Source organism: Streptomyces sp. MH60 (assembly GCF_002939385.1).
Lineage (GTDB): Bacteria > Actinomycetota > Actinomycetes > Streptomycetales > Streptomycetaceae > Streptomyces.
The window spans coordinates 32,875-48,094 of record NZ_MULI01000017.1; the positions used below are offsets into that span (position 1 = coordinate 32,875).

At 71.1% G+C, this 15,220-nt stretch carries 15 protein-coding genes; 5 read left to right on the plus strand and 10 right to left on the minus strand.

Annotation, left to right across the window (positions count from 1 at the left end; translation table 11 throughout):
• Positions 1–12: 12 nt before the first annotated feature.
• Genes BZZ08_RS13890 through BZZ08_RS13910 form a run of 5 tightly spaced genes read right to left on the minus strand, consistent with a single transcriptional unit; the run spans position 13 to position 5,792 of the window.
• Positions 13–825, minus strand: a complete 813-nt coding sequence (locus BZZ08_RS13890) for an ABC transporter permease (RefSeq protein ID WP_104632510.1) — start codon at positions 823–825, stop codon at positions 13–15.
• A complete protein-coding gene (locus BZZ08_RS13895; protein ID WP_104632511.1) occupies positions 826–1,755 on the minus strand; it encodes an ABC transporter permease in 930 nt (309 codons plus the stop codon).
• Positions 1,755–2,948: an ABC transporter ATP-binding protein gene (locus BZZ08_RS13900; RefSeq protein ID WP_104632571.1), complete on the minus strand. Its 1,194-nt coding sequence runs from the start codon at positions 2,946–2,948 to the stop codon at positions 1,755–1,757. The genes BZZ08_RS13895 and BZZ08_RS13900 overlap by 1 nt, the downstream gene beginning before the upstream one ends.
• 5 nt (positions 2,949–2,953) lie before the next feature.
• Entirely contained in the window at positions 2,954–4,201 is a 1,248-nt protein-coding gene (locus BZZ08_RS13905; protein WP_104632512.1) for a polyamine ABC transporter substrate-binding protein, read from the minus strand.
• Between the two features lie 55 nt (positions 4,202–4,256).
• Positions 4,257–5,792 carry a gamma-aminobutyraldehyde dehydrogenase gene (locus BZZ08_RS13910; protein WP_104632513.1) on the minus strand — a complete coding sequence of 512 codons (1,536 nt, stop codon included), beginning with the start codon at positions 5,790–5,792 and terminating at the stop codon, positions 4,257–4,259.
• A gap of 202 nt (positions 5,793–5,994) precedes the next feature.
• Here BZZ08_RS13910 and BZZ08_RS13915 point away from each other — a divergent pair, with 202 nt between their 5' ends.
• Positions 5,995–6,603: an NADAR family protein gene (locus BZZ08_RS13915; protein WP_198601460.1), complete on the plus strand. Its 609-nt coding sequence runs from the start codon at positions 5,995–5,997 to the stop codon at positions 6,601–6,603.
• Between the two features lie 51 nt (positions 6,604–6,654).
• Here the strand turns inward: BZZ08_RS13915 and BZZ08_RS13920 are convergent, their stop codons facing one another.
• On the minus strand, positions 6,655–7,104 hold the full coding sequence (locus tag BZZ08_RS13920) for a DUF4190 domain-containing protein (protein WP_104632515.1): 450 nt from the start codon (positions 7,102–7,104) through the stop codon (positions 6,655–6,657).
• A 58-nt stretch (positions 7,105–7,162) separates the two neighbouring features.
• Complete coding sequence (locus tag BZZ08_RS13925; protein WP_104632572.1) at positions 7,163–7,828, minus strand: DUF4190 domain-containing protein; 666 nt, start codon at positions 7,826–7,828, stop codon at positions 7,163–7,165.
• A 56-nt stretch (positions 7,829–7,884) separates the two neighbouring features.
• On the opposite strand from BZZ08_RS13925, the gene BZZ08_RS13930 reads away from it, so the two are divergent.
• The 3 genes from BZZ08_RS13930 (at position 7,885) to BZZ08_RS13940 (ending at position 11,112) form a co-directional block, all read left to right on the plus strand.
• Positions 7,885–9,045, plus strand: coding sequence for an adenosine deaminase (locus BZZ08_RS13930; RefSeq protein WP_104632516.1), 1,161 nt, complete (start codon positions 7,885–7,887; stop codon positions 9,043–9,045).
• 14 nt (positions 9,046–9,059) lie between these two features.
• The gene (locus tag BZZ08_RS13935) at positions 9,060–9,767 is read left to right on the plus strand and encodes a glycerophosphodiester phosphodiesterase (RefSeq protein ID WP_104632517.1); all 708 of its coding nucleotides are present in this window, start codon (positions 9,060–9,062) and stop codon (positions 9,765–9,767) included.
• A 148-nt stretch (positions 9,768–9,915) separates the two neighbouring features.
• Positions 9,916–11,112 (plus strand): serine hydrolase domain-containing protein, encoded by a 1,197-nt coding sequence (locus BZZ08_RS13940; RefSeq protein WP_104632518.1) that lies wholly within the window; start codon positions 9,916–9,918, stop codon positions 11,110–11,112.
• 35 nt (positions 11,113–11,147) lie between these two features.
• Here the strand turns inward: BZZ08_RS13940 and BZZ08_RS13945 are convergent, their stop codons facing one another.
• The 3 genes from BZZ08_RS13945 to BZZ08_RS13955 all read right to left on the minus strand — a co-directional run bounded on the left by BZZ08_RS13945 (position 11,148) and on the right by BZZ08_RS13955 (position 14,539).
• Positions 11,148–11,687: an HXXEE domain-containing protein gene (locus BZZ08_RS13945; RefSeq protein ID WP_104632519.1), complete on the minus strand. Its 540-nt coding sequence runs from the start codon at positions 11,685–11,687 to the stop codon at positions 11,148–11,150.
• A gap of 12 nt (positions 11,688–11,699) precedes the next feature.
• On the minus strand, positions 11,700–12,899 hold the full coding sequence (locus BZZ08_RS13950; protein ID WP_104632520.1) for a polyamine ABC transporter substrate-binding protein: 1,200 nt from the start codon (positions 12,897–12,899) through the stop codon (positions 11,700–11,702).
• A gap of 200 nt (positions 12,900–13,099) precedes the next feature.
• A complete protein-coding gene (locus BZZ08_RS13955) occupies positions 13,100–14,539 on the minus strand; it encodes a gamma-aminobutyraldehyde dehydrogenase (RefSeq protein WP_104632521.1) in 1,440 nt (479 codons plus the stop codon).
• Positions 14,540–14,703: 164 nt separating this feature from the next.
• On the opposite strand from BZZ08_RS13955, the gene BZZ08_RS13960 reads away from it, so the two are divergent.
• Positions 14,704–15,219, plus strand: coding sequence for an Lrp/AsnC family transcriptional regulator (locus BZZ08_RS13960; RefSeq protein WP_104632522.1), 516 nt, complete (start codon positions 14,704–14,706; stop codon positions 15,217–15,219).
• The last annotated feature ends 1 nt before the right edge of the window (position 15,220 follow it).

Consider the following 15,220-nt stretch of genomic DNA (forward strand, 5'->3'; position numbering starts at 1 on the left):
AGCTGATGTGCTTTATGCCTTGCGGCGATTCCGGCGGTTGCCGATGACCATGGAGGCCAGGACGAACAGTACGGCGATGACGAACATGGCCGTACCGATGACATTGATCTGGACGGGCGTTCCGCGCTGGGCCGATCCCCAGACGAACATGGGGAAGGTGACGGTCGAGCCCGCGTTGAAATTGGTGATGATGAAATCGTCGAAGGACAGCGCGAAGGCGAGCAGCGCGCCGGCCGCGATACCGGGGGCGGCGATCGGCAGCGTGACCCGGACGAAGGTCTGGAAGGGACCGGCGTACAGGTCCTGCGCCGCCTGCTCCAGCCTCGGGTCCATCGACATCACACGCGCCTTGACGGCCGTCACGACGAAGCTGAGGCAGAACATGATGTGGGCGATCAGGATCGTCCAGAAGCCGAGCTGAGCACCCATGTTGAGGAAGAGGGTGAGCAGCGAGGCGGCCATCACGACCTCGGGCATCGCCATCGGCAGGAAGATCAGCGAGTTGATCGCGCCGCGCGCGCGGAAGCGGTAGCGGACCAGCGCGAAGGCGATCGCGGTGCCGAGCGCGGTGGCGCCCAGCGTCGCCCAGAGGGCGATCTGGAGGCTGAGCGAGAGGGAACCGCACAGCCCGGCGACTCCGCACGGGTCCTGCCAGGCGTCCGTGGAGAACTGCTGCCATTCGTAGTTGAAGCGCCCGTTCGGTTTGTTGAACGAGAACACCGTGACGACGACATTGGGCAGCAGCAGATACGCGAGCGTCAGCAGTCCGGCGATCACGACCAGATGGCGCTTGAGCCAGTTCTTGGAGGAGGTGACGAAGGCCATTTAAACGAGATCCTCCGTTCCGGACTTGCGGATGTAGAAGGTGACCATGGCGAGAATCGCGGCCATGAGGACGAACGAGAGCGCGGCCGCCGTCGGATAGTCCAGCACCCTGAGGAACTGGGACTGGATGACGTTTCCGATCATTCCGGTGTCGGCCGAGCCCAGCAGGGAGGCGTTGACGTAGTCGCCGGTGGCCGGGATGAAGGTCAGCAGGGTGCCGGAGACGACGCCCGGCATCGACAGCGGGAAGGTGACCCTGCGGAAGACCGTGGACGGCTTCGCGTACAGGTCCCCCGCCGCCTCGTGCAGCCGGCCGTCGATGCGCTCCAGGGAGGTGTAGAGCGGCAGGATCATGAAGGGCAGGAAGTTGTACGTCAGACCGCAGACCACCGCGAGCGGGGTGGCCAGCACGCGGTCGCCGGAGGTCCAGCCCAGCCAGCCGGTCACGTCCAGGACGTGCAGCGTGTTCAGGGCGCCGACCACCGGCCCGCCGTCCGCGAGGATCGTCTTCCAGGCCAGGGTGCGGATCAGGAAGCTGGTGAAGAACGGCGCGATCACCAGGATCATGATCAGGTTCCGCCAGCGTCCCGCGCGGAAGGCGATGAGGTACGCCAGCGGATAGCCGAGCAGCAGGCACAGCACGGTCGCGGAGGCGGCGTAGGCGACCGAGCGCAGGAACTGCGGCCAGTACTCGGACACCGCGTCCCAGTAGGTCACGAAGTGCCAGGTGACCTTGTAGCCCTCCTCCAGCGAGCCCGTCTGCACCGAGGTGGAGGCCTGGTAGACCATCGGCGCCGCGAAGAAGACGACCAGCCAGAGGATGCCGGGCAGCAGCAGCCAGTACGGCGTCCAGCGGCCCCTCTTGCGCGGGGGCTGCTGCTCGGGCGCGGCCGGGGTCAGCGGCGGTGGCGCCTCGGTGAGGGTGGACATCAGGCGCCCTCCCCCTCGGTGACACCCGCGTCGCCCATCGTCCCGGCAAGCGGGGACTGGTCAGCGTCGAGCCCGAAGGTGTGCGCCGGGTTCCAGTGCAGGACGACCTCGGCGCCGGGCGCGAGGCGGGCGTCGCGGTCGATGTTCTGGGCGTAGACCTCGAACTCGGGGCAGGCGGCGCAGTCCACGACGTACTGGGTGGAGACGCCGATGAAACTGGTGTTGCCGATCCTGCCGGTGATGCGGTTGCGGCCCTCGGGGACGGAGCCCGCGTCGTCGGCGTGGGTGAGGCTGATCTTCTCGGGGCGGACCCCGACCAGGATCTTGTCGCCCGCCTTCGCCGGCGCGGAACAGCGGGCGCCGGGCAGCACCAGCTTGTCACCGGCCGCCTTCACGACGAGGTCGTCACCGCTGCGGGTGTCGACCTCGGCCTCGATGAGGTTGGAGGTGCCCAGGAAGTTGGCGACGAAGGTGGTCCTCGGGTTCTCGTACAGGTCGGCGGGGGCGCCCAGTTGCTCGACGCGGCCCGCGTTCATCACGGCGACCTGGTCGGCCATCGTCATGGCCTCCTCCTGGTCGTGGGTGACGTGCACGAAGGTGATGCCGACCTCGGTCTGGATGCGCTTGAGCTCCAGCTGCATCTGGCGGCGGAGCTTGAGGTCGAGGGCGCCGAGGGGTTCGTCGAGGAGCAGCACCTTGGGGTGGTTGATCAGGGCGCGGGCGACCGCGACGCGCTGCTGCTGGCCGCCGGAGAGCTGGTGCGGCTTCTTGCGCGCCTGCTCGCCGAGCTGCACCAGGTCGAGCATCTCCCCGACCTGCTTCTTCACGCTCTTGATGCCGCGCCGGCGCAGACCGAAGGCGACGTTCTCGTAGATGTCGAGGTGCGGGAAGAGGGCGTAGGACTGGAAGACCGTGTTGACCGGCCGCTTGTAGGGCGGCAGCGCGGTCACGTCCTGGTCGCCGAGGTGGACGGTGCCGCCGCTCGGCTCCTCCAGTCCGGCGATCATGCGCAGGGTGGTGGTCTTGCCGCAGCCGGAGGCGCCGAGCAGGGCGAAGAACGACCCCTGGGGCACGGTCAGGTCGAGCGGGTGCACGGCGGTGAAAGAGCCGTAGGTCTTGGTGATGCCGGCCAGGCGGACGTCGCCGCCGCCGTCCGTCGCGGCCGTCTGGTTCTTCGTCGTATGCGTCGTCATCGTCGTCACGCCCCGGTGAGCTTCGCGAACTTGGCTTCGTATGCCGTCTCTTCCTTCGCGCTCAGGGAGCGGAAGGAGTGCGACTTGGCCTGCATGGCCTTGTCGGGAAGGATCAGCGGGTTGTTCGCCGCGTCCTCGTCGATCTTCGCCAGGTCGTCCTTCACGCCGTCGACCGGGCAGACGAAGTTGATGTAGGCGGCGAGTTCCGCGGCCGGTCCCGGCTCGTAGTAGTAGTCGATGAGCCGTTCGGCGTTCGTCTTGTGCCGTGCCTTGTTGGGGATCAGCATGTTGTCGCTCGACGTGACGTAGCCGCTGTCCGGGATGACGAAATCGATGTCCGGGTTGTCCGCCTTGAGCTGGACCACGTCACCGGCCCAGGCCAGACAGGCCGCGAAGTCCCCCTTGCTGAGGTCGGACGTGTAGTCGTTGCCGGTGAAGCGGCGTATCTGACCGCGGTCGACGCCCTTCTGGAGCCGGGCGACCGCGGCGTCGTAGTCGTCGTCGGCGAAGCGGGCCGGGTCCTTGCCCATGTCGAGCAGCGTCATGCCCATGGTGTCGCGCATCTCGGTGAGGAAGCCGACCCGGCCCTTGAGCTTCGGGTTGTCGAGCAGGTCGGAGACCGTCTTGACCTCGATGCCGTCCAGCGCCTTCTTGTTGTAGGCGATGACGGTCGAGATGCCCTGCCACGGGTAGGAGTAGGCCCGGCCGGGGTCCCAGTCGGGGCTGCGGAACTGGGGCGACAGGTTGGCGAAGGCGTGCGGCAGGTTGGCCGGGTCCAGTTTCTGCACCCAGCCGAGCCGGATCAGGCGGGCGGCCAGCCAGTCGGTGAGGACGACGATGTCGCGGCCGGTCTCCTGGCCCGCGGCGAGCTGCGGCTGGATCTTGCCGAAGAACTCGCTGTTGTCGTTGATGTCCTCGGTGTACGTGACCTTGACGCCGGTGCGCTGGGTGAACGCCTCCAGCGTCGGGTGCCGGCGGCCGCTCTCGTCCACGTCCATGTACTCGGTCCAGTTGGAGAAGCGGACCTGCTTCTCCTCCTTGGAGTGGTCCTCGGCGGAGACGCCGCCCTCGGTCTTGCCGGCCGCCGGGATGCCGCAGCCGCTCAGCAGGCCGAGGCCGCCGACGGCGAGCGTGCCGCCCGTGGAGGCGCGCAGCAGCGAACGGCGGGTGAGGGCGGCCCTGCCGCTCCTGAGACTGCGCCGCATGGCGGCCACTTGGGCCGGGGACAGGCGGTCTGGCTCGTACTGCTCCATGCGCGTGGTTGCCCTTTCGGGTGGGCCGGCCGTGGTCGGCGGCCTGGCGTGATGGCTATCGGTCCCCGAAGACGGTGCGGTGCCAGTCCTTGGCCGCCACCGCGGTGTTGTCGAACATGACGTGCTTGACCTGCGTGTACTCCTCGAAGGAGTAGGCGGACATGTCCTTGCCGAAGCCGGACGCCTTGTACCCGCCGTGCGGCATCTCGCTGATGATCGGGATGTGGTCGTTGATCCACACGCAGCCCGCCTTGATCTCGCGGGTGGCGCGGTTCGCGCGGTACACGTCCCGGCTCCAGGCGGAGGCGGCGAGCCCGTACGGCGTGTCGTTGGCCAGCCGGATGCCCTCGTCGTCGGTGTCGAAGGGCAGCACCACCAGGACGGGACCGAAGATCTCGGACTGGACGGCCTCGCTGTCCTGGGCGGCGTCCGCGATCAGGGTGGGCCGGTAGTAGGCGCCCTCCTTGAGGCCGCCCTGCGGTGCCTCGCCGCCGCACACCACGCGCGCGTAGGAGCGGGCCCGGTCGACGAACCCGGCGACGCGGTCGCGCTGGACGTGGCTGACCAGCGGGCCGAGGTCGGTGCCGGGGGCGAAGGGGTCGCCGACGCGGACGGTGTCCATGAGGGCGGCGGTCCGCTCGACGAACGCCTCGTAGAGGGGCCGCTGCACATACGCGCGCGTGGCGGCCGTGCAGTCCTGGCCGGTGTTGATGAGCGCGCCCGCGACCGCGCCGTTGACGGCGGCGTCCAGGTCGGCGTCGTCGAAGACGAGGAAGGGCGCCTTGCCGCCCAGCTCCAGGTGGAGGCGTTTGACGGTGGCGGTGGCGACCTCGGCGACGCGCTTGCCGACGGCGGTGGACCCGGTGAAGGAGGTCATGGCGACGTCGGGGTGGGCGACGAGGTGCTCGCCGGCCTCCCGTCCGGTGCCGCTGACGATGTTGACCACCCCGTCGGGGATGCCGGCCTGGGTCGCCGCCTGGGCGAACATCACAGAGGTCAGCGGGGTGATCTCGGCGGGCTTGAGGACGATGGTGTTGCCCGCGGCGATGGCCGGGAGGATCTTCCAGGCGGCCATCTGGAGCGGGTAGTTCCAGGGCGCGATGGACCCGACCACGCCGATCGGCTCGCGCCGCACGTACGAGGTGTGGTCGCCGGAGTACTCCCCCGCCGACTGGCCCTGGAGGTGGCGGGCGGCGCCGGCGAAGAAGGCCGCGTTGTCGACCGTGCCCGGCACGTCGAACTCACGGGTCAGCTTCAGCGGCTTGCCGCATTGCAGCGACTCCGCGCGGGCGAAGTCCTCGGCGCGGTCGGCGAGGACGGCGGCGAACCGGTGCAGGGCGTCGGAGCGCTCGCCCGGGGTGGCGCCGGCCCAGCCGGGGAACGCCTCCCGCGCGGCGGCGACGGCCGCGTCGACGTCGTCGGGGCCGGCCAGCTCGTAGGTCAGGACGTCCGCGCCGGTCGCCGGGTCGACGACGGTGTGCGTCCGTCCGGAGGTGCCCCGGGTCAGACGGCCCGCGATGTACTGGGCCCCGTCCGCGAAGCGGTCCTGGGCCGGGAATCGGTCCGGGGTGGCGTTGCCGGGGTTGTGCATGTCGGCTCTCCTCGGTCTCCCCGTGGCGGGGGCCGGCGTGGCTCAGGCTCGATGTGAGTGCCGATCCTGACAGAGCACTAGGCCTCCAACAAGTGATTCCGTTGTTGCCATTTGGTTACGCGACGGAATCTGTCGACCAGGTGTCGAGTCGCCACGGAAAAGGACGGACGGAGTGTCAGTGGCGCGTGCCACACTCGCATGCATGGACAAGATCACGGGGGCGGCCCGGAGGGCAGCGGAGGGCATCGACAGCCGGGAGGCGCTGGTGACGCGGGTCCGGGCGGGCGCGCGGATCGAGTACCTGTGCTTCTGGGGGCACCGGCCGCTCCCGGACGGCAGGCTCGGGCCGGGCTGTCTGAGCCAGTGGTGGCCGTCACCGTTCACCGTGGCCGGGGTGGAGTACGCGACGGCCGAGCACTGGATGATGGCGGGCAAGGCCCGGCTCTTCGGGGACGCGGAGGCCGAGCGGCGGGTGCTGGCGGCCGCACACCCCGCCGGGGCGAAGAAGGCGGGCCGGCTCGTGCGCGGTTTCGACGAGGCGGTGTGGGAGCGGCAGCGCTCGCGGATCGTGGTGGAGGGCAGCGTCCACAAGTTCGCCTCGGACCCGGCGCTGCGGGCCTTCCTGCTGAACACGGGCGAGAGGGTGCTGGTGGAGGCGAGCCCCGTGGACCGGGTGTGGGGCATCGGCCTGGCCGCGGACGACGAGGCGGCGCGGGACCCGGAGCGCTGGCGGGGGCCGAACCTGCTGGGCTTCGCGCTGATGGCGGCCCGGGAGCGGCTGCGCGCGGGCGACCGAGGGGGCAGCGGCTGATCGGGCAGCGGCTGAGGGGGCGGCCCGGGGCCGCCCCCTACCGGACCGGGCTCAGGCCACGCTCATCAGGCTCGCGAAGGCGAGGAAGCCGAGCAGCGGCAGGATCACGGTGGCCGTGATGCCGAGCACGAGACCGGCGGTCGCGGCACCCTTGTTGGTGGCCTCGCCCCGGGTGGCCCTGCCCCGGCCGATCGCGCCGAAGATGATCCCGAGAATGCCCAGGATCACGCCGAAGAACCAGAGGAAGAAGGTCAGGCTGCACACCACGCCGATGATGCCGAGCACCAGTCCCGTGGTCCCCATGCCGTTGCTCGGCTGCATCGGCATGCCGTAGCCGGGCCCCTGCGGATAGCCCACCGGCGGCGCGGCCGGGTAGGAAGGCCCCTGGTTCGGATAGCCGTACCCGGGCGCGGACTGCGGGTACGCGTAACCCCCCGCGGGCGGCTGCCCCGGCTGCGGCGGCGGCCCGTAGTCCCCGGGTCCGGGATTGGAGTACGACATGAACTGCTCTCCCCTCGTTGGCGCTTGACATCGTAGAGGCAACCCTGCGGGGATGAGCTCAGCTTTCCGCGGTGACGGAGACCGGCACGGGGCGCGAGGAGCCGTAGTAGGGGTCGTCGTAGCCCGAGTCCTCGTTGATCGCGGCGGTGATCCCGACGGCGATCAGCACGATCACGGCGACACCGAGCACGATGCCGACGATGCCCATGACGAATCCGGCCTGGGCCTGCCCGTGGTTGGTGGCCAGACCGCTCTCCGCCTTCCGGCGGCCCTTGATCCCGAAGACCACGGCGAGGATGCCGAGCACCAGGGAGACCACGCCGTACAGGCAGAACAGCGCGCAGGCGAGGATGCCCAGCACCATCGACGCGGTGCCGAGCCCGTTCTGCGGGGGCGCCTGCATGCCCGGCCAGCCGTAACCCTGGCCGTAGCCGGGGTAGCCGTATCCGCCCGGGACGCCGGCCCCACCGGGCGCGAGGGGCGGCGGGGGCACCGCGGCGTCCGGGCCGGGGAACCCGGCGCCGGGCATCGAGGTGACCGTGGCCTGGTCGTGCACGCCCGGCGCCGGCGGCCAGGGGGGCGGCGCGTCGGAGGCGGGCGGCTGGGACGGCTGCTGGGGCTGCCCGGCGCCGGCGCCCTTGTCCAGGGACGGCCCGCTCTCCGGGGGCGCCCAGGGGTCGTGGCCGCCGGAGGATTCCCCCTCCGGCCGTATCGCGTCCGTCATGTGCTGTCCCCCCGGGTCGTTCGTGCCCGCCATGCTACGGTCCCGGGCCGCCGGGCGTGAGACCGGCCTACGATGATCCCCGAACGACCGATCAGCCGATCACCCGTGCCCCACCGCCGCCCCGCGGCCCGGGGCGCCGCCCTGGGGAGGAACCCTTGACCGAGCACCTCGTCGACCCCGACGTCCCGCGCGACCTGCACGCCTTCATCGCCGGACTGCCGAAGGCCGAACTGCACGTCCACCACGTCGGTTCCGCCTCCCCGCGCATCGTCTCCGAACTGGCCGCCCGCCACCCCGACTCCAAGGTCCCCACCGACCCCGAGGCCCTGGCCGACTACTTCACGTTCACGGACTTCGCGCACTTCATCGACGTCTACCTGTCCGTGGTCGACCTGGTCCGCACCCCGGAGGACGTCCGGCTGCTGACCTACGAGGTGGCCCGGGACATGGCCCGCCAGCAGGTGCGCTACGCCGAGCTGACCATCACGCCGTTCTCCTCCACCCGGCGCGGTATCGACGAGGGCGCCTTCATGGACGCGATCGAGGACGCCCGCAAGGCGGCCGAGGCCGAGTTCGGGACCGTACTGCGCTGGTGCTTCGACATCCCCGGGGAGGCCGGTCTGGAGTCCGCCGAGGAGACGACACGGCTCGCGACCGACGACCGGCTGCGCCCGGAGGGCCTGGTCTCCTTCGGGCTCGGCGGGCCCGAGATCGGGGTGGCCCGCCCGCAGTTCAAGCCGTACTTCGACCGGGCGATCGCCGCGGGACTGCACTCGGTGCCGCACGCGGGCGAGACGACCGGCCCGCAGACCGTGTGGGACGCCCTCACCGACCTGCGCGCCGAGCGCATCGGACACGGCACCAGCTCCGCGCGGGACCCGAGGCTCCTGGCCCACCTCGCCGAGCGGCGCATCCCGCTGGAGGTGTGCCCGACCTCGAACATCGCCACCCGCGCGGTGCGCACCCTGGACGAGCACCCGCTCAAGGAGTTCGCCCGCGCCGGCGTCCTGGTGACGATCAACTCCGACGACCCGCCGATGTTCGGCACCGACCTCAACAACGAGTACGCGGTCGCCGCCCGGCTCCTCGGCCTCGACGAGCGCGGCCTCGCCGACCTGGCGAAGAACGGGGTCGAGGCCGCCTTCCTCGACGCGCCGGGCAAGGCCCGCATCGCCGACGAGATCGACACGTACACCGCCGACTGGCTCGCCTCCTGAGAGTTGCCGCCCCCATGGACACCCCGCGCCCCCTGACCGCCGTCGCCCACCGCGGTGACCCCTACCGGCACCGCGAGAACACGATCGACTCGCTGCGTTCCGCCCTGGACCGCGGCGCGGACGCGGTCGAGACCGACGTACGCCTCACCCGGGACGGCGTGCCGGTGCTGCTGCACGACGAGACGCTGAAGCGGCTGTGGCGGCACGACCGGCCGCTGCGCTCCCTGTCGGCCGAGGAGGTGCGCGGGCTGACGGCGGGCAGGGTGCCGACGCTCGCCGAGGCGCTGGCCGCGACCGGTGACGGCCGGCTGATGCTCGACCTGCCCGGGGCGCCCGGCGAGCGGGCGGTGCGGCGCATCGTGGACGTGGTCCGCGAGTGCGGGGCGCGGGACCGGGTGTACTACACCGCGGGCGCCGCCGCGATGCTCGCCGTGCGGGCCGCCGACCCCGCCGCCGAGATCGCCATGACCTGGACCACGGCCGCCCCGCCCCGGCCGGCGCTGCTGGCGGCGGTGCGGCCGCGGTGGCTCAACTACCGCTTCGGCCTGGTGCACCGGGCCCTGGCCGACCGCGTCCACGCCACGGGCTCCTGCTGTCCGTGTGGACCCCCGCCCCGCCGCACCATGCGCCGGCTGCGCGCCCTGGGCGTCGACTCGATCACCACCAACCGCATCGACGTCCTGTGCGCGCTGCGCGGCGGCGGCTCCGGCCACCGCCCGTAAGGGCGATCCCGTACAAGTCCCGTCGGCTGTAAGGGTCTTCCCCGAGTAGGGTCCCGGGGCGGGTGCCCTCCTCGCAGGGGATCCGCGGGGGCTCGGGGCCCGGCGAGGATGATCACCGTCCTTCCCGTCCGGACCCCTGGAGCAGTCGATGCGTGCCCGAACCTCCTCCGCCCTCGCCGCTTCCCTCGTACTCGCCCTCGCCGCCGGCCCGCTGGCGGTTCCCGCGTTCGCCGCACCCCCCTCCGACACCGCTCCTGCCTCCACCGGACACGGAACGGACGGGCCGCGCCGGTCGGACGGGACGGACGGGCCTGACGAGGAGGCACTGCGCGAGGCGCTCTCCGACCTCCCGAACCAGCACGCCACCGCCGCCCTCGTGCGGGTCGGCGACCCGGACGGCGACTGGCACGGCAGTGCGGGCGTGCGCGACCTGGCCACTGACCGGCCGGCACTCCCCAACGCCCGCTTCCGGGCCGGTTCGATCACCAAGGTCGTCACCGCCGCCGCTGTCCTGCGGCTCGCGGCCCAGGACGAGATCGACCTGGACGCGCCGGTGCAGGACTACCTCCCCGACCTGTTCACGCCGGAGTTCGAGCAGCCGATCAGCGTGCGAAACCTGCTGAACCACACCAGCGGCATCAAGCCGGGCGACGGTCTCGGTGAGGACTTCGCGGAGGTGTACGCGCACCGTTTCGAGACCCTCACCCCGCAGCAGGTCGCGGCGTCGGCGATCGCCAAGGGACCGGAGGACTTCACCCCGGGGACGCGGCAGCAGTACCTGAACATCAACTACACGATCCTCGGCCTGCTGATCGAGAAGGTGACGGGGCACTCGTACGCCTCCGTGGCCACGCGCCTGGTCCTGCGTCCGGCCGGCATGCACCACACGTACTTCCCCGGCACCGATCCCCGCATCCGGGGCCCGCACAACCGGGGCTACCACGCGGTGGAGCGGCCGGACGGCACGACGGACCTCGTCGACGTGACCGAGTGGAACCAGGCGGACCGCTGGGCGGCCGGTGACATGATCTCCACCACCGCCGACCTGGAGAAGCTGATCACCCGGCTGTTCCGGGGAAAGATCGTGCCGCAGCCGGAGCTGGAGGAGATGTTCACGACCCCGGCGGGCGTTCCGGGCGCACAGCGCAGCGCGGGGCTGGAGTACACGGAAGTCGGCGGCGAGATCTTCTGGGGCAAGTCAGGGTCCCGCTACGGATACAGCGCCCTCGTCGGCGGCACCCGCGACCTGTCCCGCACCGTCGTCTACTCGGTCAACTCCACGGACGCCAAGAGCGCGGAGGCGAACCCGGTGCTCGACGCGATCACCGCGGCCGCGCTGAAGTAGCCCGCGCCCGCCGCCAGTCGCCCGCCAGTCGCCCGTCAGCCGCCCGTCAGCCGCCGCGCCACCCCGTGTGCCGCGACCGTCGCCGCCCCCGCGAAGCCCAGGCCCACGGCGAGGTCGCGCGGACGGGTGGCGCGCAGGACACCGGCGCGGCGCAGCCGACGGCGGGCCCAAAGCGTGAACGGGACGACGATCAGCGGCGAGGTCGCCGACCCGGGTGTGTAGCCGCGCACCAGCCCCGCCTGCCCGAGGTGGACGAGACCGTGCAGGCCGAAGGCGGTGAGCGCGGTCTGGTAGGCGGCCGAGCGGCCGCCGGTCAGCCGTCCGGCGACGGACGCGGCGGCCACGACCGCGGCCATCGCGCCGACCGCCACCGCGAACTCCCGCCCGTCGACCGACCCGGCCCGCCGCCACACGGCCTCCGGCACGGCCGGGTACCGCTCGCGCAGGGCCGGGAGGTTGCGCCGCCACCAGCCCGGCACGGTCGCCAGTTCTTCCAGGTCGTGCAGGGCCCAGGCGGCCAGCAGCCCCAGCGTGACCGCGCCCTCGACCCGTTCCTCACCCGATGAATTCCTCACGTGATCAGTCTGCTACACCCCGACGATCCCGTTCCACCGCTTCGCGAATTCCGCCCGCTCCCTGGCCGGGATGTCCCGCGCGATGGCGAGCCGCCTCCGCATCGTGGCGTCCGGGAAGATCAGCGGGTCCTCGGCCAGGGCGGCGGTCTCCTCGTCGTCGGAGGAGGCGAGCACGTCCTGGGCGGCGGGGACCGGGCAGACGTAGTTGACCCAGGCGGCCAGCTCGGCGGCGACCTCGGGCCGGTAGTAGTGGTCGATCAGCCGCTCGGCGTGGGCCTTGTGGCGGGCCAGGTCGGGGATCATCAGGGACTCGGCCCACAGTTCGGCGCCCTCCTCCGGAACGACGAACTCGATGTCCGGGTCGTCCGCCTGGAGCTGGATCACGTCGCCGGAGTAGGCCTGGCAGGCGAGGACGTCGCCGCTGGAGAGGTCCTTGATGTAGTCGTTGCCGGTGAAGCGGCGGATCTGCCCCGTGCCGACCTGCCGCTCCACCTGGTCGCAGATCCGGTGGAAGTCGTCCGTCTTCCAGTCGGTGATGTCCACGCCGTTGCCCTGCATCAGCAGCGCGAAGGCCTCGTCCATGCCCGACAGCAGGGTGACGCGGCCCTTGAGGTCGGCCGCCCACAGGTCGGCCACGCGCCGGATCTCCCGGCCCAGTCTGCGCCGGTTGTACGCGATCCCGGTGATGCCCGACTGCCAGGGCACGGTGAACTTCCGGCCGGGATCGAAGGCGGGCGAACGCAGCAGCGGGTCCAGGTACCGGGTGACGTTCGGCTGGCGGGAACGGTCCATCTCCTGCACCCAGCCCAGCCGCACGAACCGTCCGCACATCCAGTCACTGATGACGATCAGGTCGCGGTCGGTGGGCTGGTGGTTCATCAGGGACGGGCTGATCTTGCCGAAGAACTCGTCGTTGTCGTTGATCTCCTCGATGTAGTCGACGGAGATGCCCGTCTCCTTCTCGAAGGCGTCGAGCGTGGGCCGCCGACCGGGGTGCTCGTCGTCGGTGTCGATGTACAGCGGCCAGTTGGCCCAGGTCAGCCGCCGTTCACCGGCGGACCGGTCGGTCGCGGCCCGGTCGCCCGGCGCGACGTACGCGGCGGGCACACCGCAGCCGGCCAGTGTGCCGAGCGCACCGAGCGCGGCGGAACCGCCCAGGCCGCGCAGCAGCGTACGACGGGAGAGCGGGGGCGTCTTCGGGAGCAGGGGCATGGCACGAGGATTCCCGTCCCGCGCCCACCGGGACAATCGACGCTGCGTCGAGCGGGCCCGGCCAGGCCCGACACCCTGTCGAGCGCGCGGAGTTCCCCCCCCCCCCCCCCCCCCCCCGCACGCACCGCGGCCCCGGACGGAGACCATGAGGTTCCGTCCGGGGCCGCGCACACCGGGTGCGGTCCGCACACCGCCCGCGGTCACACGTCCAGCGACGTCATCACGTGCTTGATCCGCGTGTAGTCCTCGAAGCCGTAGCCCGACAGGTCCTTGCCGTAGCCGGACTTCTTGAAGCCGCCGTGCGGCATCTCGGCGACCAGCGGGATGTGGGTGTTGATCCACACGCAGCCGAAGTCCAGCTTCTTGGACATCCGCATCGCGCGGCCGTGGTCCTTGGTCCACACCGAGGAGGCCAGCGCGTACTCGACGCCGTTGGCCCACTCGACGGCCTGGTCCTCGTCGCGGAAGGACTGGACGGTGATGACCGGGCCGAAGACCTCCTGCTGGATGATCTCGTCGTCCTGCTTGAGGCCGGAGACGACGGTCGGGGCGTAGAAGTAGCCCTTGTCGCCGACCCGGTGGCCGCCCGCCTCGACCTTGGCGTGCGCGGGCAGGCGCTCGATGAACCCGGAGACCTGCTTGAGCTGGTTGGGGTTGTTGAGCGGGCCGTAGAGCACGTCCTCGTCGTCCGGCTGCCCGGTCTTGATCTCGGACGCGGCCTTGGCGAGCGCGCTCACGAACTCGTCGTGGACCGACTCGTGGACCAGCACGCGGGTGGCCGCCGTGCAGTCCTGCCCGGCGTTGAAGTAGCCCGCCTCCGAGATGCCCGCGACGGCCTTGGGGATGTCGGTGTCCTCGAAGACCACGACCGGGGCCTTGCCGCCCAGCTCCAGGTGGACCCGCTTGAGGTCCTTGGAGGCCGACTCGGCGACCGACATGCCGGCCCGCACGGAGCCGGTGATGGAGGCCATCGCCGGGGTCTCGTGCTCGACCATCAGGCGGCCGGTGTCGCGGTCGCCGCAGACGACGTTGAAGACGCCCTTGGGCACGATCGAGCCGATGATGTCGGCCATCAGGGCCGTGGAGGCGGGGGTGGTGTCCGAGGGCTTGAGGACGACCGTGTTGCCCGCGGCGAGCGCCGGGGCGAACTTCCACACGGCCATCATCATCGGGTAGTTCCACGGCGCGACCTGCGCGCAGACACCGATCGGCTCGCGGCGCACGAAGGAGGTCAGCCCCTCCATGTACTCGCCGGCGCCGCGGCCTTCCAGCATCCGCGCCGCACCCGCGAAGAAGCGGATCTGGTCGACCATCGGCGGGATCTCCTCGGAGCGGGTCAGCCCGATCGGCTTGCCCGTGTTCTCCACCTCGGCCGCGATCAGTTCCTCGGCCCGCTCCTCGAACGCGTCCGCGATCTTCAGCAGGGCCTTCTGCCGCTCGGCCGGGGTCGTGTCGCGCCAGGCCGGGAAGGCCGCCGCGGCGGCCGCCATGGCGGCGTCCACGTCCGCCTGCCCGGACAGGGGGGCGGTCGCGTACGCCTCGCCGGTGGCGGGGTTGACCACGTCCGTGGTCCGTCCGTCGGCGGCGTCCCGGAACTCACCGTCGATGTAATTGCGCAGACGACGCAGCTCGGTGCTCACTGCCGGCCCTCCAAGTTCGGTGTCCAGTGACTGAGACACCCACCCTAGACGGAGTCCCGACGTTTTCAACACCCCCACCACCCTCAGGGTTGCGATATCCGCAGATTGAAGCGAGCCAAACAACGAATTTCATCGATCCGGCCTTGCGAAACTGTCGATACGTCGTGCACAGTGAAGCCGTGGCCAGTCGAAGCGCAGACCAGAAGGACTCCCGCGAGTCCAGGAACGGCGGTCCCCAGTTGGACGCCGTCTCCCTCGCCATCGTCGAGCAGCTCCAGGAGGACGGCCGCCGGCCGTACGCCGCCATCGGCAAGGCCGTGGGCCTGTCGGAGGCGGCCGTGCGCCAGCGCGTCCAGAAGCTGCTCGACCAGGGCGTGATGCAGATCGTCGCCGTCACCGACCCGCTCACCGTGGGCTTCCGGCGCCAGGCGATGGTCGGCGTCAACGTCGAGGGCGACGTGGAGTCGGTGGCCGAGGCGCTGGCGGCCATGTCCGAGTGCGAGTACGTGGTGATGACCGCGGGCTCCTTCGACCTGATGGTGGAGGTCGTCTGCGAGGACGACGACCACCTCCTGGAGGTCATCAACCGACGCGTCCGGGCCGTGCCCGGCGTGCGCTCCACCGAGAGCTTCGTCTACCTCAAGCTCAAGAAGCAGACCTATATGTGGGGAACCCGATAAT